Origin of the sequence: Halobellus rarus (genome assembly GCF_024494595.1) — an archaeon.
Lineage (GTDB): Archaea > Halobacteriota > Halobacteria > Halobacteriales > Haloferacaceae > Haloquadratum > Haloquadratum rarum.
The window spans coordinates 96670-119749 of the sequence record NZ_JANHDI010000015.1 but is presented as its reverse complement, the minus strand read 5'-3'; the positions used below and the strand labels follow the sequence as shown (position 1 = coordinate 119749).

Genomic DNA, 23080 nt, shown 5'->3' with positions numbered 1-23080 from the left:
AGTCCGCGTAGTCCGCGAAGTACTCCACCAAGTCGGCGATCCGGTCCGAATCGATCGCTTCCAAAGAGTCCAACAGCATGAACGGCACCGTCTCGTGGAGGTCGTGGACCAGATACCCCGCCAGCGCGAAGATCAGTCCCGTCACCTCCCGTTCGCTCTCCGAGAGGTGGTCGATCGTGTCCTCGTAGGCCGCCCCGTTTTCGGTCGTCCGCACGATGTGCAACTCGAAGCGCGTCTGCCCCTCGCTCGTTCCAGCCCCCTCGATCCGCTCGATCCAGATCCGCTCGATGTTCTCGTAGCCCAGCAGTTCCAGGATCGACTCCATGTGCTCGTTGAACGAGTCGACGGCCTCCGCTTCGATCTGGTCGATCTTCGTCCGCTGGTCGGTGAGTTCCTCGACCAACTCCGAGCGCTCCTCGCGGAGCTCGTCCGCCCGCTCGACGTCCGCCTCGATCGCTTCGATCTCCTCGGTCACCGACTCGAGATCCGACTCCAGACTGTCGATCTCGAACTCCAGTTGGTTCGCTTCCTTGTGCAGCGACAGGATCTCCTCGAAGTCCGCCGATTCGAGGCTTTCGACCTCGGATTCGAGGTCTTCGACGTCTGCAGTCAGGGATTCGCGATTCTGCTTCAGCGCGTCGATCTGCTCGTCGCGGCGGTCCAGTTCCGATTCGATGTCGTCGATTTTCTGCTCGATTTCCGAGCGCTTGCGCTGTTTCTTCGTCGCCTCCCGCTGGTCTTGCTTCTTCTCTTCCAGCGTCGTTTTGATGTCGTTCAGTTCCTCGACTTTCTCCGTGCGGAGCGATTTCAATCGCTCGATCGTCGAGTCGATCTGCTCGCGCTCGACGGAGGAGCCACAGGTCCAGCAGACCACCGTCTCGGAATCGGAGGCGACGAGTTGGTCGGTCACCGAGCCGTCACCGCCTTCCGCGGCCGCGCCGCCGTCTTCCAAGAGATCGTAGTCTTCGGCTTCGAGCCGTTCCTCGTTGTACTGGATGAGGCTGCGGAGTTCGTTGATCTCGGTGTTGAGGTCCTGTCGCTCCGAGCGGAGCCGCTCGATGTCGGTCTCGAGGTCGCGATGGTCGCCCATCGGCGTCTCGGGCAGTTCCTCGAGTTCGGTTTCGAGGTCGCCGCGTTCGCGTTTCAGCGAGGCGATGCTCTCCTGTTGGCGTTCGATCTTCCGGCGGATCGATTCGAGTTCCGAGCGGGTCGAGCGGAGTTCCTGGAGTTTCTCCTCGAGTTCCGCTTGCTCTTTGCGTCCTTCTTCGACGTCGCGGCTGCTGTCGTCGATGTCGTCTTCGAGGTCGGCGAGTTCGTCGCGCTTGTCCTCGATCTTCTCGCGGAGTTGGGTGCGCCGCTGTTCGAGTTCTGGCAGTTCGCGCTTTTCGGATTCGATGCGGGCGAGTTCGTCGTTGATATCGCCCTTCTCTGCTTCGAGACTGCGGATCTCCGAGCGGATGGCGTCGACGTCGACGGGGCGCATAATGACGTCGCGGAGTTGCTCGCCGCGAGCGGCGGCCTGGCGAGCGTCGTTGGTTTCTAAGAGGAACGCGAAGAGGTCGGCGACCTCGGGGTCGTCGAGGTAGGCGTCGCCCTCGAAAGTGACGCCGTCGCCCGCGCGGGTGAGCGTGCGCTCGTATGTCGTACCGTCGAGCGTGAGTTCGATTCGGCCGGTGTCGGCGTCGCCCTTCAACGAGACGCGGTCGCTGCCCATCGCGCCCATAATCGAGCGGAGGAAGGAAGTGCGGTTCGTGGCGTTTTTGCCCGTGAGGACGGTCACGCCGGGTGGGATGTCTACTTCGGTGTGGTCGATACCGCCGACGTTCTCGACAGAGAAATGAGCGGAGTCAGTCAGTTGTTCGGAGGTCGCCATACCCGATGTAACCGTTCTTGTGTATATATACTTTGTGTGAGGAACTCGACATCGAGTACTATCTCTCACGTGACCCGTTCGACATCTCCGCACTACCGCGAGTCTGGTGCCGATACGAACGGAGCGGCTGTCAACGGAGTAAATATAAAATTTAGTATCTCTTCAATTTCTCCTATACACCGGAATTTGGCGCTATATGAGGCCGGAACGAACTTTTTCCCGATTTGAACATACTTATTCTGATATTTTATTGGCTGCTGGTGTTTCCGTATAGAAACCGGGACATCGAAGCCCGGGGAGAAAATGGATAACAGTCGTACTTTCGTTACGTGGTGTCAACCAGTCCGGGATGCCCGCGATCAGAGACGGAGGTCTCTGTTGACGGCAGTTCCGTCCGGTTAGGCGCGATCGTCTGTCCACGTCGACCGTACGGTTCGTCGCAGCATCTCCCGAACGACGACGGGCCTCGGCCGAATCGACGGTGGGGCCGTCGCGTTCGCAACTGATCGGGCGTTCGGTCTCATACCGGTGTGGTCGGGCGAGTGAAGACTAAATCGGAACTGCCGAGCGGTCGTACTGCTCAGTGAATCCGAATTAGCGTTCGATTTACCCGCAGTGATACCGATCCGCCCGGGACAGAAACGCGCTTTTGAAGAGACGGCGTAGTGCCGGCCGCCTCAACGCCCTCTGAAGCCTGACGGCGGTTCGATAGTGACCGAAGCGTTTGACGAACCGATCCTCGGGGCGGCCATACGATTTATCTGTGGGACATACGCGGCGGTCTACGCCGCCGCCGACTCGATTTCGGTCCGGCGCCAACTGTCGCGGTATTTGAAAGAGCTGTTCGAAATAACCGGAGTCTTTAGGTCACCTCGGAATCATCTACCGTGTAGAGATGACCGACGATGCGCCGCCCCTGAAGACGATCCAACGGGCCTTCGAGATAATGGACGTGCTCAAAGAGCAGAAGGAGGTCGGCGTCGCGGAGCTCTCACGACGCCTCGACCTCCCGAAGAGTACGGTCCACGACTATCTGCGAACCCTCCGTTCGATGGGGTACGTGATCAACGAGAACGGGAGTTACCGATTGGGGTTTCAACTGCTGGAACTGGGTGGACAGGTGAAGTACCGGAACCGCCTCTTCCACGTAGCGAAGCCGGAACTCGAACGACTGGTGGACAAGACGGGCGAGCTGGTCAGCATCAACGTCGAGGAGCGAGGACGGTTCGTCATACTCCACACCGAGTTCGGCTCCGAATCGCTCCGGCTCGGGATCTATCCCGGCCTCAAGACTCCGATCCACACGCACGCGGGCGGGAAAGTGATACTCGCACATCTCGGGGACGAAGCGTTTCAGGAAATCCTCGACGAGCACGGTCTCGAAGCGCGAACGGAACACACGATCACGGACGCGGATGCACTCGAATCGGAACTCGAGACGATCCGAGAGCGGGGGTACGGCATCGACTGCAACGAGCAGGTCGTCGGTATGGGCGCGGTCGCCGCCCCGATCCGGGTCGGCGAAGAGGTGCTCGGATCCGTCGGGATCGTCTGCCCCTCCGATCGCCTCCGCGACGAGGAGTACCGCGAGCAACTCGCCGACGAGGTCCAGAAGTCGGCCAACATCATCTCGGTCAACTATCAGTACGCGCCCTGACGCACGTTCGAACATCTCGCAGTCCGCCGTGCGCCGACCAGCGAGTGACCGGGACGCATTTTTAATATCGACCGTTACAATCACGGATACGATGACAGAGACCGCCGACCTCGAGAACTACTACTTCCACCAGAAGGGGTTCGAGACGCTCGAGGAGATCCGCGAGTGGTTCGAGTGGCAGGTCCCGGAGACGTTCAATATCGCCGAGTACGCGTGTGAGCGATGGGCCGAGAGCGATCCCGATCGCATTGCACTGTCTCTCGACCGACCCGACGGCGATCGAACGTCGTACACGTTTCGGGAGGTCGATCGGATGGCGAGCAAGTTCGCGGCGTACCTCTCCGAGGAGGGAGTCGGCGTCGGTGACCGGATCGCGATAAACGGGACGCAGTGTGTCGAATCGCTCGCCGGCCACCTGGCGGCGTTCAAACTCGGCGCCGTCTCCGTTCCCCTGACCGTGCTACTCGGATCCGACGGTCTGGCGTATCGACTTTCCGACTGCGATGCCTCCGCGTTCCTCGTCGACGAGGCCGCCATCGACGCGCTCAGGTCGGTCCGCGACCGGGTCGACTCCCTGGAGTTGGTTGTCACCTACGGCGACTTCGACGGCGACGGAGAGGTCACCTTCGAGGAAGCCATCGACGGACAGCCGCGCCGATTCGAGAGCAGGGACACCGCCGCCGCCGACGAGGCGTTCATCATCTACACGAGCGGGACGACGGGACAGCCGAAAGGCGTCGTCCACGCCCACCGGCACCTCCTCGGGGAGTTACCGCAGTTCCTCAGCCTCCAGTGTCACCGCACCGACGACGATCAGGTGGTGCGGACGGTCTCGGAGTGGTCTTGGATCATGTCGCTCCCCGGGATGGTCCTCCCGGCGCTGTTCTACGGTCTGCCGGTCGTAGGCTACGCTGGCGACCAGTTCGACCCCGAAGTGGAGTTCGAGTTGATAGACCGACTCGGCGTCACTCACCTCAACCTCCCGCCGACGGCGGTCCGGATGATGATGCAGGTGGAAGACCCGGCGGCGAAGTACGACCTCGCGAGTCTCCAATCGCTGACGACCGGCGGCGAAGCCGCCGACGAGAACATCATCGAGTGGGTGGGAGACACCTTCGAGAACGCCGCGTTCATCGAGGGGTACGGAACGACCGAGATCGGGGGACTCGTCTGCGACGACCCCGCAGTCGGCCGCGATCACCGCCTCGGGTACTTCGGCGTCCCCTCGGTGGGACACGAGGTCGCCGTCCTCGATCCCGAGACGGGAGAACGGATCGAGGAACCACACGAGATCGGAGAGTTAGCGGTCAGATACGAGGGCGATCCGATGCTGTTCCTCGAATATCACAACCTCCCCGAGAAGACGGAGGAGACGATTCAGGACGGCTGGCTCCTCTCTGACGACCTCGTCTCGATCGACGAGGACGGCTACTTCAGGTTCCACTCCCGCTCGGACGACGTCATCATCAGCTCCGGCTACCGGATCGCGCCCAAGGAGATCGAGGAGGTGCTCCTGACGCACCCGGCGGTCCAGCACGTCGGCATTATCGGAATTCCCCACGAGACGCGCGGGGAGATCCCGAAGGCTTTCGTCGTCCTCACGGACGGGTCCGATCCGAGCGAGGGGCTCGTCGCGGAGCTGCAGTCCCACGTCAAGGATCGACTCGCCAAGTACGAGTACCCCCGAGAAGTCGAGTTCACCGACGAGATTCCGACGACGACGACGGGGAAGGTCCGGCGGCAGTCGCTCCGGAGTCGCGAGGGAGTCGACGAAGAGTGATCCCCGTCGCTGCCGGAACGAGTAATCTCGGTCGCTGCCGGAACGATTCGACCCCGACGGTCACGCGGGAGGGGGAGTTCCGTCGTCGCGATCGCCGCTCGTGCACCGTAGTAGAAAAGTATATATGTTGATGATAGACAGTTAGGAGTATGCCATCTGGTAACACCAGTGAGCGGAGTGCGACTGACAGGCGAAACTTCATCAAGCTGACGGGAGCGACGGTCGTCGCCGGATCGCTCGCCGGGTGTATGAACAACGGGAACGGTGGAGACGGCAGCGGAGACAGCGGTGGAGACAGCGGCGGTGACAGCAACGGCGCGACCGCCGGCGACAGCGGCGGTGAGGGCGACATCGTCATCGGCGGCCTGCAGCCCTACACGGGTCCGTACGCGCAGACGACGCAGCAGTTCGTCGACGGACTCAACTTCCGGATCGACGAGATCAACGCCGACGGCGGCGTGCTCGGCCGGAACCTCGCTTTCGAGGACCGAGACACGCAACTCGACCCGGCTGAGGCGACGAGCATCGCGACGGAGCTCATCGAGAGGGAGGACGCAGTGGTGCTGACGGGGTCGATCTCGAGCGACATCGGGCTCACCGTCGCGCCGATCGCCGAGGACAATCAGGTTCCGCACATCCCGCAGTTCGTCGGGAGCTCGGAGTTCCTGAGCCGAGAGTCGCGGTACAACTTCCGGATGGGGCTCGCGCCGGCCCCGACCAACGCCCGTGCAGTGAGCCAGTTCATCGAGGACCAGGGGTTGCAGAGCGTCGGTGCCGTCATCGCCGACTACTCGTACGGCCGCGCGTGGGAGCAGAGCATCAACGCGATCTTCCCGGACGACGTCGACGTGCACATGGAGGTCGCCCCGTTCGGGGAGGACTCCTTCACGACGTATCTGCGTTCGATGCCCGAAGATATGGAGCTGCTCATCACGGCCAGTCACCCGCCGGGCGTGTTCACGATCTACAACCAGCTACAGGGTCTCGACAACGTCAATCCCGACTACGTCATCGGGCGCAGCGACGCGAAGCTGTCGGCGGACGTGCTCGGTGACTCCGTCACCCAGGGATTCATCGCACAGACGCAGCCCGACCCGTTCTCCGACCGGTTCGCCGAGATCGGACAGCGGTTCTACGACGAGACGGGCGAGTGGTTCGGCGTACTGAACGCCGTCGGGTACGTCGTCGGCGACCTCATCAGTGCGGGGATCGAGGACGCCGGGGAAGCGAACCCCGTCTCCATCGCCGACTCGATCAGGAACATCGAACTCGACACGCTGTTCGCCTCGCCGATCGAGTACACCGAGTGGGGCGAACTGGACAACCTCGTGCAGCTAATGGTCGGCTTCGAGGAGGGCACGCCCGATTACTACCCGGACGGCAACCTTCGCCTGACCGAGGAGTTCCGCTCGGAGCCGCTCCCGGCGTACGACCCCTCGAGCGACATCCTCTCGTGAATTGCCTCGGGGTCAAGCCCCGGAGCATTCTCCGATACCGCTGAAAAGTGTCGCGCTATCCGCGCAGGTAGCCTTCTCTGACCGCTTCGCTTTCGAGCAGTTCCCGACCGGTGCCTTCCGTCTCGATTCGGCCGTTCTCGAGCAGGTAGCCACGGTCGGCGAGCCCGAGCGCCTTGTCGACGTGCTGTTCGACCAGCACGACCGTCACGTCGTCGGAGATCTCCTCGATGGTTCGGAACACCTGTTCTGCGAGTTGGGGGGCGAGCGCGTTCGAGGGCTCGTCCAGCGCGAGGACCTCGGGTTCGGCCATCAGCCCGCGACCGATCGCGAGCATCTGCTGTTCACCACCACTGAGCGTGGAGGCGTTCTTGTCGCGTCGGTCCTCGAGCACGGGAAACATCTCGAACACCATATCGCGGTTCTCCTCGAACGTCTCGCGCTTGGTGTACGATCCCATCCGGAGGTTCGCCTCGACGGAGAGGTCGCCGAAGAGGTTCCGCTCCTCGGAGACGTGCACGAACCCGCGGTCGACGATGTCGCTCGCGGCGATGCTCGTGACGTCAGCCCCGAGGACTTCGACGCGGCCGCTCGTCGGCGTGAGGATGCCCGAGAGCGTCTTGAGGAGGGTCGTCTTGCCGGCCCCGTTCGGCCCCACGATCGTGACGACCGAATCGTCGTCGCGGACCTCGAGAGAGAGGTCCCACAGAACCTGTAGATCGCCGTAGTGGACGTTCAACCCGTCGACGTCGATCAGGTTCACGATTCGACCTCCCCGAGATACGCCTCGGTGACTCTGTCGTCGGATCGGATCTCTGCCGGCGTTCCGTCCGCGATCTTCTCGCCTTGGTTGAGGACGATAATTCGGTCGGTGACGCTCATGATCGCCTCCATAATGTGTTCGATCCAGAACACCGACACGCCGCGCTCGTCGCGTGCGCGTTCGAGCGTTCGGGTGATCTCGTCGATCTCGGTCGGGGTCAGCCCCGCGCCGATCTCGTCGACGAGGATGAGCTCGGGCTCGGCCGCGAGCGCCTTCGCGAGCTCGAGCTGCTTTCGGTCGGCGATCGTCAGGCCGCCGGCCTCCTCGTCCCGTCGATCGTCGAGCCCGACGAACGCGAGCGCTTCTCGGGCGCGGTCGGTCGCCTCCGTTTTCGAGACCGACTCGTCGGTGCCGAAGATGGCACCGATCATCGCGTTGTCGAGGACCGTCGATTCGTTGAACGTCCGAACCGCCTGAAACGTTCGCGCGATCCCCAACTGGGCGACCTCGTTGGGCGTCTTCCCGATCAGTTCGGTGCCGTTGAACGTGATCGAACCGGTGTTTGGCGGGTGGACGCCGGTGACCGTGTTGAACAGGGTCGTCTTGCCGGCCCCGTTCGGCCCGATCAGCCCGACGATCTCCTCGTCGTCGATAGAGAAGTCGACGTCGTCGACAGCGACCAGACCGCCGAACTTCTTAGTGACGTTGGTGGCGGTTAACACGATCCGAGATTGCTGACGATTCTACATAAATAATTCGGTGACGTGGGGAGTAAGACTATCCACAATATTTATGGATACCCTCAAACGATGCAGATGTATGTTAGCAGAGGGCTTAGAACTGCTTATCGACGGCCTCGCGAGGGGTGTGATCCTGTCCCTGTTCGGACTCGGTATCACGCTCGTGTTCGGGTTGGGCGAGATTCTCAACCTGCTCCTCGGCGTATTCGCCGTCGTCGCCGTGATCGCGTGTTCGATTCTACTGGGAACGGTACCGGGGCTGGTGTTCGCCGGACTGATCGCCGTGGCACTGGTCGCGCTCTTCGCGCTGGTGTTAGACCGGACAGTCATTTCGCTGGTGTACAGAGAGGAGGGAGAAGACCGGATCCTGCTCGGGATCTTCGTCACGCTCGGACTGTCGCTGTTCTTCGAGGGACTGCTCTTCATCTACTACCCGGGGGGCGTGTTCCTCGACGTCGGCGTCCCGTCGATCACCCTCGCGGGCGCGAGCCTCACCGGGTCCTCGGTCGCGGTGATCGTGGCCGCGGCGGTGTTGTTCGGACTCATCTATTACTTCTTCAATCACACGTACCTGGGGATCGGAACGCGGACCGTGATTCAGGACGAGACCGGTGCCGTGCTCTGTGGGATCCCGCCCCGAAAGGTACAGGCGATCGTGTTCGTTCTGAGCGCCGCCATCGCGGGCGTCGCCGGCGTGTTCTACGCGCTCGATGCGGAGGTCACCCCGGCGAGTTCGTTCACGTTGACGTCGTTCGCGATCATGGTGTCGATCGTCGGCGGCGTCGACAGCATCTCGGGAACCGTCGCGGCCGGAATCGTCCTCGGATTCATCATGACGATCGCCGGGGCCCTGTTCGGATCGTACTTAGCGACCGTCACGCTCTTCGCGGCTGCGATCGCCGTGCTGATCTATAAACCGGAGCAGATATCATGAACGCCAACAACCCACTCTCGTCGATTCGCAGTCAACTGCCAGTCATCGCGGTGTTCGCCGCACTCCTACTGGTGCCGCCGCTGTTTTTCGATCCGTCGACCACCTACATCTCGCGGCGGTTCATCACCGTGATGACCTTCGCCATCTTCGCGATGGCGCTCAACATCATCTTCGGCGAGACCGATCAGTTGATCCTCTATATGGGAGGGATCGCCGCACTCGGGACGTACACGACCGTCCTGACGGCGCAGCACTTCGCCGTGTCGCCGTGGCTCACGCTCTTCGTTGGGGCGTTTGTCTCCGGCGTGTTCGGCGGGCTCATCTGCTATGTGGCCGCCCGTCGGCAGTTCACCGTGATCGTCCTCGCGATCGTGACCTTCGCGTTCCAGATGATCATTATGGAGGTGATCGTCGGCCTCCGAGACATCACCGGCGGAACCACCGGGATTCCGTTCCGCGATCTCGACCTCCCGGCCGTCGAGAGTGCGCTCGGAATCGGTCCGTTCGCGGTTCAATTCTACGTACTCGTCGGGGTCTTCGCCGTCGTGTTCGCCGTGTACACCTGGTTGACGAACTCGAAGTACGGCCTGGCGTTCGCCGCGATCCGGCAAGACGAGTTCGCGGCTCGCGCGACGGGCATCGACGTCATCAGGCTGAAGGTGTTCGCCGGCTTCCTCAGCACGTTCATCATCGGGTTCGTCGGACCCTTCTACGCGCAGACGACGGGAATCGTGATCCCGGGGCTGTTCAGTTTCAACGGCGTCGACGTGCTCGTGCTGATCATCCTCGTCCTCGGCGGTCTCCGGTCGCGGTTCGGTCCGCTCGTCGGCGCGGCCATCGTCATCTACCTCGACAACCTGCTCTCGCAGTTCGGTCAGTGGCGGACGGTCACGTTCGGACTGCTCCTCACGTTCCTGTTCATCTACTTCCAGGACGGGATTCTGCCGATGGCGCAGACGATGTACGAGGAAGGCGGCGTCCGCGACCGACTCGCGGGACTCCGAAGCGGCGAGTGAACGGATCCAGACGGGGGGAGTGAACCCGCTTTTTCGACGCGTCGCCCCTCGGTGGCGTCGATCGGCGCTGTTTGGCTGTTGGTAGCACACCGATACTTTCATTATCTGCGATTCGAACTCTTATACGATGACCGCTGATATCGAGAGCGTTGCGGTTCTCGGAGCCGGGAGTATGGGCCACGGCATCGCGGAAGTGGCCGCCATCGCCGGCTACGACGTCGTGATGCGAGACATCGAGGAGGAGTTCGTCGAGGACGGCTACGAACAGATCGAGTGGAGTCTCGGCAAGCTCGCGGAGAAAGGCCAGATCGACGAGGACCCCGACGACGTACTGGCGCGGGTTTCGACGACGGTCGATCTCGCCGACGCCGTCGACGACGCGGACCTCGTGATCGAGGCCGCACCGGAGGATCTAGAGCTCAAGCGAAACATCTTCGCCGAGGTCGACGCGGCGTCCGGAGACGAGACGATCATGGCGACGAACACCTCGAGTCTCCGCGTCGGCGACATCGCGGAAGCGACCGACCAGCCCGAGTACGTCTGCGGGATGCACTTTTTCAACCCGCCGGTGAAGATGGACCTCGTCGAGGTTGCCTCCGGCGAGGAGACCGATCCCGCTGTCGTCGACGCCGCGGTGGCGTTCGTCGAATCGCTCGATAAGACGCCGATCCGCGTTCGAAAAGACATCCCCCAGTTCGTCGTCAACAACGTCCTGACGCCGTATATGGGTGAGGCCGGCTTTATGTTGGACGAGGGCGACGTCGAGATCCAAGACGTCGACGCCGCGATGGTGTTCCAGCGCGGCTACCCGATGGGGCCGTTCGAGCTCAACGACTTCGGCGGCCTCGACATCTTCACGCACTCGCGAGACCAGTGGGATCTCCCCGTCCCCGGGTCGATTCGCTCCCGAGTCGAGGCGGAGAACCTGGGACGGAAGACGGGCAAGGGCTTCTACGACTACGAGGACGGCAACGGGGTCGACTACGAACCCACCGACGGAGAGGGGATCGACACGCTCCGAATCGAGGCGCGGATGATCAACGAGGCGGCGCGACTCGTCGGCGACGACGTCGCCGACCCCGAGGACATCGACATCGGAATGCGCCTCGGCGGCGGCCTCCCCGAGGGGACGTGCCGAACCGCGGACAAGCTCGGTCTCGACAGGGTGTTGGAGAAGCTGGAATCGCTCCACGAGCGGACCGGCGCGGAACGGTACGAACCCGACGACTACCTCGTCGAACTCGTCGAGGCGGGCCACACCGGCGAGAAAGCAGGCAGGGGGTTCTACGACTACAGCGACGGCGGGCCGTACCACTTCATCTCCCACGAACTGACCGACGAGGGCGTGCTCAACGTGGTCTTCGACCGCGAGGAGCGACTCAACGCCTTCTCGACGGATATGTTCGACGAGGTGAGGCGGGTCCTCGAATCGGCCGACGAGGACGAGGTCGCCTGCGTCGTCTTCGAGGGCGCGGGCGAGCGCGCGTTCAGCGCGGGCGCGGACATCACCGGCTTCACGACCGCGGAACCGACCGACCTGGCGGGCGTCGACGAGACCGTTCAGGCGATCTACGAGTACCCCCGTCCGACCATCGCCAAGATCGACGGCTTCTGCCTCGGTGCGGGGCTGGAGATCACCCTCGCGTGCGACCTCCGCTACGCCACCGAGGGCTCGACGCTGGGCAGCCCGGAGATCGACCTCGGGCTGATCCCCGGCGGCGGCGGCACCCAGCGACTCGTCCGACTCATCGGCGAACCGCGGACGAAGGAGATGGTCTACCGCGGGATGCAACTGTCCGCCGAGCGCGCCGAGGAGTGGGGCATCCTCAACCGGGCCGTCGAGGCCGAGGAGTTCGAAGGGCTGATCGACGACGTCGTCGACGACCTTTCGAACGGCCCCCAGACCGCGCTGGAAGTCGCGAAGAACGTCATCCAGGAGGGGCAGAACGCGAGCCTCGATACCGGCCTGACGCTGGAGAGCCAGGGCTTCGGCCTGCTCGCGACGACGGACGATATGCTCGAAGGCGTGGCGGCGTTCAACCAGGATCGCGAACCCGACTTCGGGGGCGAGTGAGATGACGCGAAACGTCGGTATCGTCGGCGGCGGGCACACGAAGTGGGGCGTCCGCGAGGCGAGCTACAAAGATCTGATCCAGGAGGCCGGCAAGGCGACCTTCGAGGACGTGCCAGACGTCACCCCAGAGGACATCGAGGGGCTCTTCGTGGGCTCCGTCCAGCCGGAGCGGTTCGCCTTCCAGACGCACGTCGCGCCGATGGTCGCGGAACTGCTCGGCGTCGACGTCGACAGTATGATCGCGCGGACGGAACTCGCCTGCGCGAGCGGGCAGGCCGCGCTGCGCTACGCGTGGCTCGCGATCGCCGCCGGGCAGATCGACACGGCGCTGGTGCTCGGGGTCGAGAAGATGAACCTCCCGCGGGAGTACACTCCCGAGGCGCAGACCAGTATGGCCAACGTGATGGATCGGGAGTTCGACGGCGTCAACGGCTTCAACGCGCCGCCGTACTTCGCGATGATCGCTCAGCGGCACATGCACGAGTACGACACCACGCGCGAGCAACTCGCGCAGGTCGCCGCGAAGAACAAGACCCACGCCGCCAACAACGCGTTCGCGCACTTCCAGAAGGAGGTGTCCGTCGACGACGTCTACGACTCCTTCGAGCTGTCGCCGCCGCTGTGTCTGTACGACTGCAGCGGCGTCACCGACGGCGCGGCGGGGCTGATCCTGATGAGCGAGGAGAAGGCCCGCGAGGTCACGGACGAGGCCGCCTGGATCACCGGCAGCGGCCAGACGTGTCTCGGCAGCAACTCCATCAACAACCTCCCGTCGATGTCGGCGTGGCCGCAGGCGACGAAGGCGGCCGAGCAGGCCTACGAGCAGGCCGGGATCGACGACCCCGTCGCCGAACTCGACGTCGCGGAGGTCCACGACTGCTTCTCGATCAGCGAGATCGTCGAGTACGAGGACCTCGGCTGGGTCGAGAAGGGCGAGGGCGGGAAATTCATGGAGGAGGGCCGCAGCGAACTCGACGGCGACATCGCCGTCAACCCCCGCGGCGGGCTGCTCGGCTGCGGACACCCGCTCGGGGCGACCGGCGTCTCGCAGGCCCTGGAAGTGTTCAACCAGTTCCGCGGGACCGTCGAACCCGAGCGGCAGGTGCCGGACCCGGAAACGGGGTTGATCCACAACCTCAGCGGCAGCGCCTCGGTGCACAGCGTGATGACCCTCGCGCGAGGTCGACTATGAACGAGAACCAGGGAGACAACGCAGACGACGAGCGGACGGAGCGAGCCGCTCCCGACCAGCGGGCGGGAGTGGAACCGATCACCGACGGCGGGACCGACAGGGACGTCGTCGAGATCCCGAAGACGATCGAGTTGCCTCGACTGCTCGACTTCTACGAGCTACAGAACGCGGAGACGACGGAGATCGTCGAGTTCTACGACAACCTCCGGGACGGACAGTTGACGACGACAGAGTGCCGCGAGTGCGGCGAGTTGCACTTCCCGCCGCGGATCGTCTGTCCGGAGTGTCGAAGCGAGGACCTGGAGTACGTCGACCTCCCGCACGAGGGAGAGCTGTTCGCCTTCTCGACGGTTCGAGCGGGCGCGCCGATGGGGATGGAAGACGAGGTCCCGTTCGTCACGGGCATCGTCGACCTCGGCGACGTCCAATTGTCCGGTCGGATCGACGACGCGGAGTACGACGACCTCGAGATCGGCGATCCCGTCGAGCTGAAGATCGTCGAGATCGACGGCCCGGTCGACCACGAACGGGTTTTTTACCGATTCGAGCCACAGGAGTAGGCAGATGAAAGACTACGAACTCACGATCACGAAGTTCCTGCAACGGGCGGTCGATCTCTTCGACCACAAGGAGATCGTCTCGAAGCTCTCGGACGGATCGATCCACCGCTACACCTACGCGGACGCCTACGACCGGATCTGTCAGCTCGCCCACGCGCTCGACGACTACGGCCTCGAAGGGGGCGACCGCGTGTCGGTGATGGCGGTCAACCACTACCGCCATTACGAGTTGTACTTCGGCCCCTCCTGCAGCGGTCGGAGCATCCACACGACGAACCACCGACTGCCCGAGCACCACCTCGTCGAGATCATCAACGAGGCCGAGGACCGGATGCTGTTCGTCGACCCCGAGTTCCTCGACACCGTCGAGGCAATCGCCCCAGACCTCGAGACCGTCGAGCGGTACGTCGTGCTCGACGACGAGGTCCCAGACACGGACCTCGACGAGGTCGTCGACTACGAGTCGTTCATCTCGGGGTACGACACCGAGTACGACTGGCCCGAACTCGACGAGGAGCGGGAGTTCGCGCTGTGTTACACCTCCGGCACGACCGGCCTCCCGAAGGGCGTCCAGTACCGCCACCGACGGATGTTCCTCCACACGCTGGTGCACGGCCACGTCGACGTCTTCGGCGTCGGCGAGAACGACACCGTGATGCCGGTCGTCCCGATGTTCCACGTCAACGGCTGGGGCTTCCCGTACTCCGGGACGTTCTACGGGTCGAAGCTCGTGCTCCCGGGTCAGCACACGTCTCCGCAGGCGGTCGCGGACCTGATCGACGCCGAGGACGTGACCGTCGCCGCGGCGGTGCCGACCGTCTGGATCGAGATGGACAGCTATCTCGAATCGACCGAGGGCGAACCGCTCGACACCCTCGATCGCGTTCTCACGGGCGGGAGCGCCCCGCCGGCGTCGCTGATGCAGAAGTTCGAGGAGGTGTACGAGGCCCCGATCTACCAGGGCTACGGGATGACCGAGGCGTCGCCGCACCTCGCGAACACCTTCGAGACGACGGAGATGCAGGGGCTCCCCGAGGAGAAGCGCTACGAACTCAAGCGGAAGGCCGGGATTCCCGCACCGGGCGCGCGGATTCGGCTGCGTGACACGGACGGCGAGCCGGTGCCGCACGACGGGGAGACGCCCGGAGAGATCCACGCGCGGTCGCCGTGGCTCACCGACGGCTACTTCAAACGACCCGAGGCGAACGAGTCGTCGTTCTCCGAGGACGGGTGGTTCAAGACCGGCGACGTCGGCACCATCGACGAGTACGGGTACCTCGACATCGTCGACCGCATCGACGACGCGATCAAGAGCGGCGGCGAGTGGATCTCCTCGGTCGAACTGGAGAACTCCCTCATCGACGCCGAGGGCGTCGCCGAGGCGGCCGTGATCAGCGTCCCCCACGAGAAGTGGCAGGAGCGCCCGGTCGCCTTCGTCGTGACCGACGATCCGAGCGTGGACGAGGAGACGCTGCGGGAGCATCTGCTGGAGACGTTCCCGAAGTGGTGGCTTCCAGACGTATTCCGTTTCGTCGATGAGATTCCGAAAACGACGACCCACAAGTTCAACAAGAAGAGCCTTCGAGACCAGTTCACCGACGAACACGGTTCGCTTCCGCTAGAGAACTGATTCCGAGGATCCCGGACAGATATTCCTGATAAACGACACTACCGAAAAAAGATATGCAATCAGATATACTCTCAGAAACGGTCGTCCCCGAAGCGGCCCGAGAACCGAAAGACCGTGCGCGGGCGTTCGCCGAAGCGCAGATGGCCCCCGTCGCGGCCGAGTACTTCGACTCCGGGGAGTACCCCGTCGACGTCGTCGAGGCCGCGCACGACGCGGGACTGGTGGCCCAAGAGATAGACGCCGAATACGGCGGTCCGGGCCGTTCGCTCGACGAGATCGTCGCGACCGTCGAGGAGTTCTTCCGCGCGGACGCGGGGCTCGGACTCGGAATCGTCAGCCAGAGTTTCGGCACCGAGATCCTCCAGGAGTTCGGCACCGAGGCACAGAAGGAGGAGTACCTCCGCGCGGTCGCCGAAGGCGAGAAACGGACCGGAATGGCCATCTCCGAACCCGACACGGGTAGCGACCTCGCGGGAATGGAGACGAGCGCCCGCCTCGACGGCGACGAGTGGGTGCTCAACGGAGAGAAGTACTGGATCGGCAACGGCGTCTCCGGCGATTACATCACCGTCTACGCACGGACAGAGGAGAGCGACGATCGCCACAGCAACCACTCGCTGCTCCTCGTCCCGACCGACGCACCGGGCTACGAGGCGGAGCCGATCCCCGAGAAGATGGCCTACCGGGCCTCCGAGCAGGCGCGCATCGTCTTCGACGACTGCCGCGTACCGGAGGAGAATCTCGTCGGCCAGCGCGGTAACGGGTTCAAGATGGTCGCGGAGTTCTTCAACACCGGTCGAGTCCGGGTGGCGGCCCACGGGATCGGCCTCGCGGCCGCCGCCATCGAGGAGGCCTGGGAGTTCGTCCACGGACGGGAGGAGTTCGGCCGACAGGTTGCGGACTTCCAGTCGGTCCAGCACGACCTCGCGGAGATGCGGATGGAGTTCGAGAGCGCCCGCGCGCTGCTGTGGCAGGCGGTCGACCACGTGATGGCGGGCGAGGACGCCGAGCGGTGGGCCGCGATGGCGAAAGCGAAGGCCACCGAGGTGGCCGCCGAGTGCGCGGAGACGGCGATGAAACTCCACGGCGGACGGGCGCTGCTGAACGACGAGCGGGTCACCCGGGTCTACCGCGACGTCCGGATGCCGATGGCTTACGAGGGCGTCGGCGCGGTCCAGCGCGACCTCATCTACCGGAACTACTGAGCGGCGTCGTCCGCTCGGCATTCTGTCGAACCGAAACGCTCGTCCGACCGATTGCGGCCTGTCGGAGACGACGATGGCCTGTGCGGCACTGCCGCTGTGGGAGTCGGCTGCGGCGTGAAAAAAGACGAAGTCCGTGGATGATGCCCTGCTCAGTAGTTGCCCGTCGCCGCGATCGGCGGGGCGTCGTGGGGGCCGTACGGCGCGTCGTCGAGGTACTCGCCGGCCGACTCGAAGTGGTCCGCCAGCGACGCGGCGACCTCCTTGCGGAGGACGGTGACCGGGGTGTCGCCCTGCAGGTAGTCCAGGGCCTGTCCTGCGGCGTCGATGTTGTACTCCGCGGCGCGTTCGCGGCGGGCGGCGTACAGTTCGACCTCGTTGCGCGCGACGGCGTCCCGTCGGGCCCGTGCGGCGACGGCGACGGCCGAGGCGGCCTCGTCGGCGTCGGCGACGCAGGAGTTCATCCCGCGGGCACCGAAGGGAGCCAGCAGGTGCGCGGCCTCGCCGGCCAGGAGCACGCGGCGGTGCTCGTCGACGAACGAGTCGGCGATGACCTGGAGGAACTTGTACGTAGAGGTCCACTGGATGTTGTCGACGTACTCCTCGCCCATGATCTCGCGGACGAACTCGCGCATCTGTTCGTCGCTCGCGATCTCCTCGGGATCGTCGTCACCGAGACACTGGATGTCGAGCCGCCAGCCGCCGGAGAAGGGCACGAGCATCACGTTACGGCCGCCCGCCTCGGGCGCGTCGTAGTGGAACAGCCGTTCGAACGGGATGGGTTCCTCCTCGATCGTGTTTCCGTCGAGCGTCTCCACGTCGACGATGATGAAGGAGTTCTCCGACTGGTCGCCCTCGAACTCGGAGCCGATCTCGTTGCGGACCGCCGAGCCGCCGCCGTCCGCGCCGATGAGGTACGGTGTCTCCCACTCTCGACCGTCGGCCGTCTCGACGTGGACGCCGTCGGGGGTCGACTCGACGGACTCGACGCCGGCATCCCAGTGGATGTCGATGCCGAGTTCCTCCAACGCCTCGTGCATGTACTTCTCGGTGGTGACCTGCGGGAGGCTGGTGAAGTGGGGGAACTCGCCGCTGCCGCCGGGGTTGTCGTAGGTCCGCTTGAAGACGTCCTTGCCGCGCCAGACAGTCCGGCGGGTCGGCCAGACGAGCCCCTCGTCGACGAGGTCCTTCCCGAGACCCGGGTAGTTCCGTTCGAGCGTCTTGAGCGTCGATCCGTGGACGTAGATCGCACGGCTCCCGGCGCGGTCGCGGTCCTCGGAGTCGGCCTCGAGGATCGCTGCGGGAATGCCACGTGCGTGCAGCGCGAGCGCCGCGGTCATCCCGGTCGGCCCCGCACCGGCGACTAACACTGGTTGGTCGATGTCAGTTGAGCTCATCGTGTCTGTTCGTACCTTGCCACACGTACCTCATAATCGTTGTGGTTGCATCGGCTGGAGACCGTCGAACGCGGCGGTTCCGACGGTAGAGCGGTCGCTCAGCGAATCCGATTCGAACGCCGGCGGACGCAGATTCGGTGTCAGTTCAGCCCGAGTTTCTTCGCGACCCAGTGGTCGCGGGCGGCGAAGACGAACTCCTCTTCGTCCTCGAAGTTCGTCGTCTCCGCGATGAACTCGTCCCACTCGTCGCGGGGGACCCGGCCGAGCTCGTCAGCGGAGGTCGCCTCGGAGGGACTCGCAGCCACCATCTCGTCGAAGGTGTCGAAGTCGGTGTTCTCGGTCATAAACGTCTCGTCGAAGACCTCCTCGAGCGGTACCTCTTCGTCTTTCTCGACGACGTCCCGGGGATCCGGCAGGTCATCCGCCGCTTCGGCAGCCTGTTCCAGATTTGACTGTCGCGCCATACTCGGGTCTTCGACGTGCGGTACATAAATCCTTGCGGTACGTTGGTGTGCCACCCGCAGATGCGTCGTGGAGCCTGAAACCGTAGCGAGGGAGGACCCCTGCTGCAGCGCCGGACCGTTCCTCCTCGCGTCCGCGGTCACCACCCCCCGGGCGTCGAAGGGTTTTCTACACCGCCGAGTGTGCATCGGGTATGCGATATTTCGAGGACGTCGAGGTCGGATCGACCGCGGCGTTCGGATCCTACGACGTGACGGCCGAAGAGATCAAAGAGTTCGGTACAAAGTACGACCCGCAGCCGTTTCACACCGACGAGGAGGCCGCCGCAGACTCCTTCTTCGGCGAACTCGTCGCCTCGGGCTGGCACACGATGGCGATGTGTATGCGGATGATCGCCGAACAGCCCGAGCCGCTCGCGGCGCTGGCCGGCGTCGAGGTCGAACACATCCGGTGGCGAAAGCCGGTTCGACCGGGCGATACGTTGCACCTCCGCACCGAGGTACTGGACAAGCAACCCTCGACGAAACACGGCGACCGCGGCTACGTCACCACAGCGGGAGAGGCGGTCAACGGTGACGACGAGGTCGTCACGACGTTCGAGGTCGTCGCCCTCGTCAAGGGCAGGGCGTACGACTGACAGTCGGCGGGTTCGACCGGTCGGCTCGGCCGGTGGGTTCGATATCATTCGTGAAAACCGGGCGAATCAGTTATGTAGGGACACGATGGACTCGTTCGCAATGGCAACCCAAAACCCGGTTCCCGAAAACGCCACCCTCGCTCCGGACCTCCCGGAAGGGATGAGCGACACTGAGCGGTACAAAGCCGAGCGCGACCACTGGCGTCACATGTTCGACCAGCTCGCCGCGGAGTTCCCGGAGCCGATCATCGTCGTCGACGACGACGGTCGGCTGACGCACTGGAACGAAGAGCAGGCGTCGTTCGTCGGTCTCTCGGCCGAGGACGCGCTGGGTCGCGAAGCCCACGAAGTGATCGGGACCGAGGACGTGACCGAGACCCTCGCCGAGAAGGTCGCACGCACCGGCGAGACGATTCGCGAGACGGAAGTACGAACGATCACCAATACCGACGGCGAGAAGGGACACGGCCGAGCGATGGGGGTCCCCCTCACTGGGCCCGACGGATCCGTCGCCGGGGCCTTCGAGGTCCTCTATCAAGTAACGGACCTCGTCGAACAGCGCCAGTCGATGCAGAGCGTCCAGCAGCAGGTGCGCGAGGACTTGGAATCGAATGTCGGGGAACTGGAGGCGGCGTCCTCACAGGTCACCGAGAACGTCGACGTGATCGCCGAGGTCGCAGAGCAGGAGGCCGAACACGTCCGCGAGGTCGACGACGAGATCCAGACGTTCAGCGCCACGACCGAGGAGGTGGCCGCGAGCGTCGAGACGATAAGCACCCAGAGCGCAGACACCGCTGACCTCGCTACCGACTCCGAGGAGTCGACGACCGAACTCCTGCGGACCGTCGAGGACGTCGCGAGCGCGAGCGACCGGATGGCTTCGGACGCGGAGAATCTCGCCGACCGGGTCGAGGAGATCGACGAGGTCGTCGCTCTGATCGACGACATCGCCGACCAGATCAACATCCTGGCACTGAACGCATCGATCGAGGCCGCTCGGGCGGGCGACGCGGGAGAGGGCTTCGCCGTCGTCGCCGACGAGGTGAAATCGCTCGCTTCCGAGTCGAAGACGGAGGCGGATCGCATCGAGGGACTCGTCGAGTCCATCTCGGAGATCGCGAACGACACCATCGAGGGCATCGAGCAGACGACCGAACAGGTCGAGGAGATCGAGACCCAGATCGAGGCCGTCAACGAGAACCAACGCGAGATCCAGTCGTCGATCGCGGACGTCTCGGACCAGCTCGAACAGATCGCGACGGCGACCGACGAGCAGGCGACGAGCGCGGAGGACATCTCGGCGATGCTCGGGACGACTGTCGAGGGCGTCGAACGGATCGCAGACGAGGTCGCAGAACTCGCCGCGGCGAACCAACAGCAGACCGAACAGGTCGCAGAGATCAGCCGGAGCGTTACAGCGCTCGAACGGAACCTCGACTCGGCGATCAACAACGAGTAGCGGTCGGTCGGCCTCGAAAAGCGTAGTCGGCTGTCCGTTCTCTCCGAACGAACAGTCGGAGATTCCTTACTCTTCGGTGCTCCCGCAGACGAGCACCGGACGGTGTGTACCGAGGATCACGTCCTGGGTGACGCTTCCGAAAAGCGCCTTGCCGGCGGGCGAGCGCTTCCGGCCGCCGACACAGATCTGATCGACGTCCTGCTCGTCGGCGTACCGCAGGATCTCGTCCGCCGGTGAACCGCTGGCTTCGAGGAGTTGAACGTCGACGCCGGCCTCCTCCAGTCGGTCGGACGCCTCCCGGACCGCTTCGACCTGCTGGACGGACGCCCCTTCGGGATTGTCCCCGAACACGTGGAGGATGAACACCTCCGCACCGGTGGCCGTCTCGACCATATCCTCGATGGCGTTCGTCTGTGCGTGCGACTGCGCGATGTCGTCGTCGAGTGCGAGCAGTACTCGGACCATACGCACACTCCTCCGGCCACCTACTTATATTTCCGCGCCGATTCCAGGAACTGTGGCGGTGACCGTTCGAGTGGTCGGCGATCGATCGCAGAGAGACGACCATTCCGTTCTATGAAGTCGAACAACCGGTCGGTCCACCGCCCTCCGACGGCCGGCCAACGACCGAGGGACAGTGAGATTAATCACCGATGCCGACAGTTACCTCGTATGTTACGTGCGTTCGAAGGTACGGAACCGGCCGTCGCGAACGAGGCGTTCGTCTCCGAGATGGCGTACCTCGTCGGGGAGGTCGCGGTCGGCGCCCGGGCGAGCGTCTGGCCGTTCGCCTGTCTCCGCGGACACGGAACGGCGGTGACGGTCGGCGAAGAGACGAACGTGCAGGAGTTCGCGATGCTTCACGGGGCGACGCTCGGCGACGCCGTCACGGTCGGCCACGGAGCAGTCGTCGACTACGCGGACGTCGGTGACCACACGCTCGTCGGAATGCAGAGCGCCGTACTGGGAGGGGCGACCGTCGAGGACCACTGTATAATCGCCGCGAACGCGGTAGTACGGAAAGATCAGACGGTTCCGTCGGAGCACCTGGCGTACGGCACGCCCGCCGAGACGCGACCGTTGACCGACGGACAACTCGCACAGATCGATCAGACCCACGAGACGTACGTCGAACTGGCCGCCCGGTTCCGTGATGCGGGACTGGATACTCGCGCGGTCGAATGATCGACACAAGTCTATTCGATGATGTCGAACGGAGGTTGTCGGGACGTTCGGCAACGTCCACCGGGAAGCCCAATGGCGTAGTCCGTTCGCCCCGGTCTCCCGAGCCACCGGTTATTTTCCATCTGAAAATCCGACGCGGTCGTGGTAACATCCGTACGGTTGTTATGTTTCCTACGGATCAGAGTGTATTCGATACTGTCGAACACTGTACTGCAGTCTCGTCGACTACCGGGTGGATATACCGGTCGAACGTACACGACAAATACTTGTTTCCGGTTCGAAGAGTACGCGTATGGGAAAGAAATCGGGGAAAAGTCAGGGGATCAAGTCCGACGAGACGCTGTTCGACGTCGTCGAACTCCTGCGACGCCTCGACGGGGCTGGGGTCACCGAGCTCGCAGACCGCCTCGGCATCGCCAAGAGCACCGTCCACGGGCACCTGACGACGCTCGTGGAGCGCGGTTTCGTCGTCAAGCGGGGCGGGGAGTACCACCTGGGGCTCCGGTTTTTCCAGTACGGCCAGTACGTCCGCAGTCAACTCGAAATATTCCAGTCCGGCCTCGCCGCCGTCGACCGGATCGAGCGAGAGACCGGGGAGATGTCGTGGCTCATCGCCCACCAGAACGGGAAGGCGATCTACGTCTACGGGCGCGGGGGCGACAACGACATCAACGTCAACACCATCCTCGGGACGCAGGATCACATGCACTACAACTCCGGCGGCAAGGCGATTCTCGCCCACTTGCCCGAGGCGGATGTCGACCGGATCGTCGAGCGACACGGACTGCCCGCCCGAACCGAGAACACGATCACCGACCGGGAGCGACTCGACGAGGAATTAGAACAGATCCGCGAGCAGGGCTACGCGCTCAATCTCAGTGAGGACTTGGAGGGGATACAGGCGATCGGCGTCCCGTTGACCGTCGATGGGGACGTTCAGGGCGCGTTGAGCGTGGCGGGGCCCGCACACCGGATGTCGAAGGAGCGCTGTGAGGGCGAGATCCTCGAGCACCTGCGGGCAGCCACCGACGAGATCGACCTCACGATCGCGTATCGGTGATTCGA

General features: G+C 64.0%; 20 protein-coding genes. 14 read left to right on the top strand and 6 right to left on the bottom strand.

Translation table 11 applies throughout. From position 1 onward, the window contains the following. Window positions 1-1873, bottom strand: a 1873-nt coding sequence (locus tag NO876_RS17135; RefSeq protein WP_256422891.1) for an archaea-specific SMC-related protein, incomplete at its 3' end; no start/stop codon positions are given. An 895-nt stretch (window positions 1874-2768) separates the two neighbouring features. Between NO876_RS17135 and NO876_RS17130 the strand changes: the two genes are divergently transcribed. The 3 genes from NO876_RS17130 to NO876_RS17120 all read left to right on the top strand — a co-directional run bounded on the left by NO876_RS17130 (window position 2769) and on the right by NO876_RS17120 (window position 6767). Beyond that, window positions 2769-3530, top strand: coding sequence for an IclR family transcriptional regulator (locus NO876_RS17130; RefSeq protein ID WP_256422890.1), 762 nt, complete (start codon window positions 2769-2771; stop codon window positions 3528-3530). 91 nt (window positions 3531-3621) lie between these two features. Next, window positions 3622-5310 carry an acetate--CoA ligase gene (locus tag NO876_RS17125; RefSeq protein ID WP_256422889.1) on the top strand — a complete coding sequence of 563 codons (1689 nt, stop codon included), beginning with the start codon at window positions 3622-3624 and terminating at the stop codon, window positions 5308-5310. A gap of 149 nt (window positions 5311-5459) precedes the next feature. After that, window positions 5460-6767: an ABC transporter substrate-binding protein gene (locus tag NO876_RS17120; protein ID WP_256422888.1), complete on the top strand. Its 1308-nt coding sequence runs from the start codon at window positions 5460-5462 to the stop codon at window positions 6765-6767. Window positions 6768-6822: 55 nt separating this feature from the next. Here the strand turns inward: NO876_RS17120 and NO876_RS17115 are convergent, their stop codons facing one another. Together NO876_RS17115 and NO876_RS17110 are read right to left on the bottom strand one after the other, a co-directional pair. Continuing rightward, window positions 6823-7527, bottom strand: a complete 705-nt coding sequence (locus NO876_RS17115; RefSeq protein WP_256422887.1) for an ABC transporter ATP-binding protein — start codon at window positions 7525-7527, stop codon at window positions 6823-6825. Next, the gene (locus NO876_RS17110; RefSeq protein WP_256422886.1) at window positions 7524-8249 is read right to left on the bottom strand and encodes an ABC transporter ATP-binding protein; all 726 of its coding nucleotides are present in this window, start codon (window positions 8247-8249) and stop codon (window positions 7524-7526) included. The genes NO876_RS17115 and NO876_RS17110 overlap by 4 nt, the downstream gene beginning before the upstream one ends. Before the next feature lie 97 nt (window positions 8250-8346). On the opposite strand from NO876_RS17110, the gene NO876_RS17105 reads away from it, so the two are divergent. From NO876_RS17105 to NO876_RS17075, 7 genes are all read left to right on the top strand, one after another. Further along, the gene (locus tag NO876_RS17105; protein WP_256422885.1) at window positions 8347-9201 is read left to right on the top strand and encodes a branched-chain amino acid ABC transporter permease; all 855 of its coding nucleotides are present in this window, start codon (window positions 8347-8349) and stop codon (window positions 9199-9201) included. Beyond that, complete coding sequence (locus NO876_RS17100) at window positions 9198-10217, top strand: branched-chain amino acid ABC transporter permease (protein ID WP_256422884.1); 1020 nt, start codon at window positions 9198-9200, stop codon at window positions 10215-10217. Before NO876_RS17105 ends, NO876_RS17100 begins: the two co-directional genes overlap by 4 nt. Before the next feature lie 127 nt (window positions 10218-10344). After that, a complete protein-coding gene (locus NO876_RS17095) occupies window positions 10345-12291 on the top strand; it encodes a 3-hydroxyacyl-CoA dehydrogenase/enoyl-CoA hydratase family protein (protein ID WP_256422882.1) in 1947 nt (648 codons plus the stop codon). 1 nt (window position 12292) lies between these two features. Beyond that, window positions 12293-13483 carry a thiolase C-terminal domain-containing protein gene (locus tag NO876_RS17090; protein ID WP_256422881.1) on the top strand — a complete coding sequence of 397 codons (1191 nt, stop codon included), beginning with the start codon at window positions 12293-12295 and terminating at the stop codon, window positions 13481-13483. A gap of 77 nt (window positions 13484-13560) precedes the next feature. After that, window positions 13561-14043, top strand: a complete 483-nt coding sequence (locus NO876_RS17085; RefSeq protein ID WP_345780773.1) for a Zn-ribbon domain-containing OB-fold protein — start codon at window positions 13561-13563, stop codon at window positions 14041-14043. Between the two features lie 4 nt (window positions 14044-14047). After that, the gene (locus tag NO876_RS17080) at window positions 14048-15673 is read left to right on the top strand and encodes a long-chain fatty acid--CoA ligase (protein ID WP_256422879.1); all 1626 of its coding nucleotides are present in this window, start codon (window positions 14048-14050) and stop codon (window positions 15671-15673) included. Between the two features lie 53 nt (window positions 15674-15726). After that, complete coding sequence (locus tag NO876_RS17075) at window positions 15727-16878, top strand: acyl-CoA dehydrogenase family protein (protein ID WP_256422878.1); 1152 nt, start codon at window positions 15727-15729, stop codon at window positions 16876-16878. Between the two features lie 149 nt (window positions 16879-17027). Here the strand turns inward: NO876_RS17075 and NO876_RS17070 are convergent, their stop codons facing one another. After that, a complete protein-coding gene (locus tag NO876_RS17070; protein ID WP_256422877.1) occupies window positions 17028-18272 on the bottom strand; it encodes an FAD-dependent monooxygenase in 1245 nt (414 codons plus the stop codon). A 140-nt stretch (window positions 18273-18412) separates the two neighbouring features. Continuing rightward, window positions 18413-18736: a hypothetical protein gene (locus NO876_RS17065; RefSeq protein WP_256422876.1), complete on the bottom strand. Its 324-nt coding sequence runs from the start codon at window positions 18734-18736 to the stop codon at window positions 18413-18415. 191 nt (window positions 18737-18927) lie between these two features. On the opposite strand from NO876_RS17065, the gene NO876_RS17060 reads away from it, so the two are divergent. Together NO876_RS17060 and NO876_RS17055 are read left to right on the top strand one after the other, a co-directional pair. Next, window positions 18928-19371 (top strand): MaoC family dehydratase, encoded by a 444-nt coding sequence (locus tag NO876_RS17060; RefSeq protein WP_256422875.1) that lies wholly within the window; start codon window positions 18928-18930, stop codon window positions 19369-19371. A 100-nt stretch (window positions 19372-19471) separates the two neighbouring features. Further along, a complete protein-coding gene (locus NO876_RS17055) occupies window positions 19472-20830 on the top strand; it encodes a methyl-accepting chemotaxis protein (RefSeq protein WP_256422874.1) in 1359 nt (452 codons plus the stop codon). Between the two features lie 66 nt (window positions 20831-20896). Here the strand turns inward: NO876_RS17055 and NO876_RS17050 are convergent, their stop codons facing one another. Next, entirely contained in the window at window positions 20897-21295 is a 399-nt protein-coding gene (locus tag NO876_RS17050; RefSeq protein WP_256422873.1) for a universal stress protein, read from the bottom strand. A 207-nt stretch (window positions 21296-21502) separates the two neighbouring features. Between NO876_RS17050 and NO876_RS17045 the strand changes: the two genes are divergently transcribed. Further along, on the top strand, window positions 21503-22015 hold the full coding sequence (locus NO876_RS17045; RefSeq protein ID WP_256422872.1) for a gamma carbonic anhydrase family protein: 513 nt from the start codon (window positions 21503-21505) through the stop codon (window positions 22013-22015). Window positions 22016-22307: 292 nt separating this feature from the next. Beyond that, window positions 22308-23075 carry an IclR family transcriptional regulator gene (locus tag NO876_RS17040; RefSeq protein WP_256422871.1) on the top strand — a complete coding sequence of 256 codons (768 nt, stop codon included), beginning with the start codon at window positions 22308-22310 and terminating at the stop codon, window positions 23073-23075. Window positions 23076-23080: the final 5 nt, after the last annotated feature.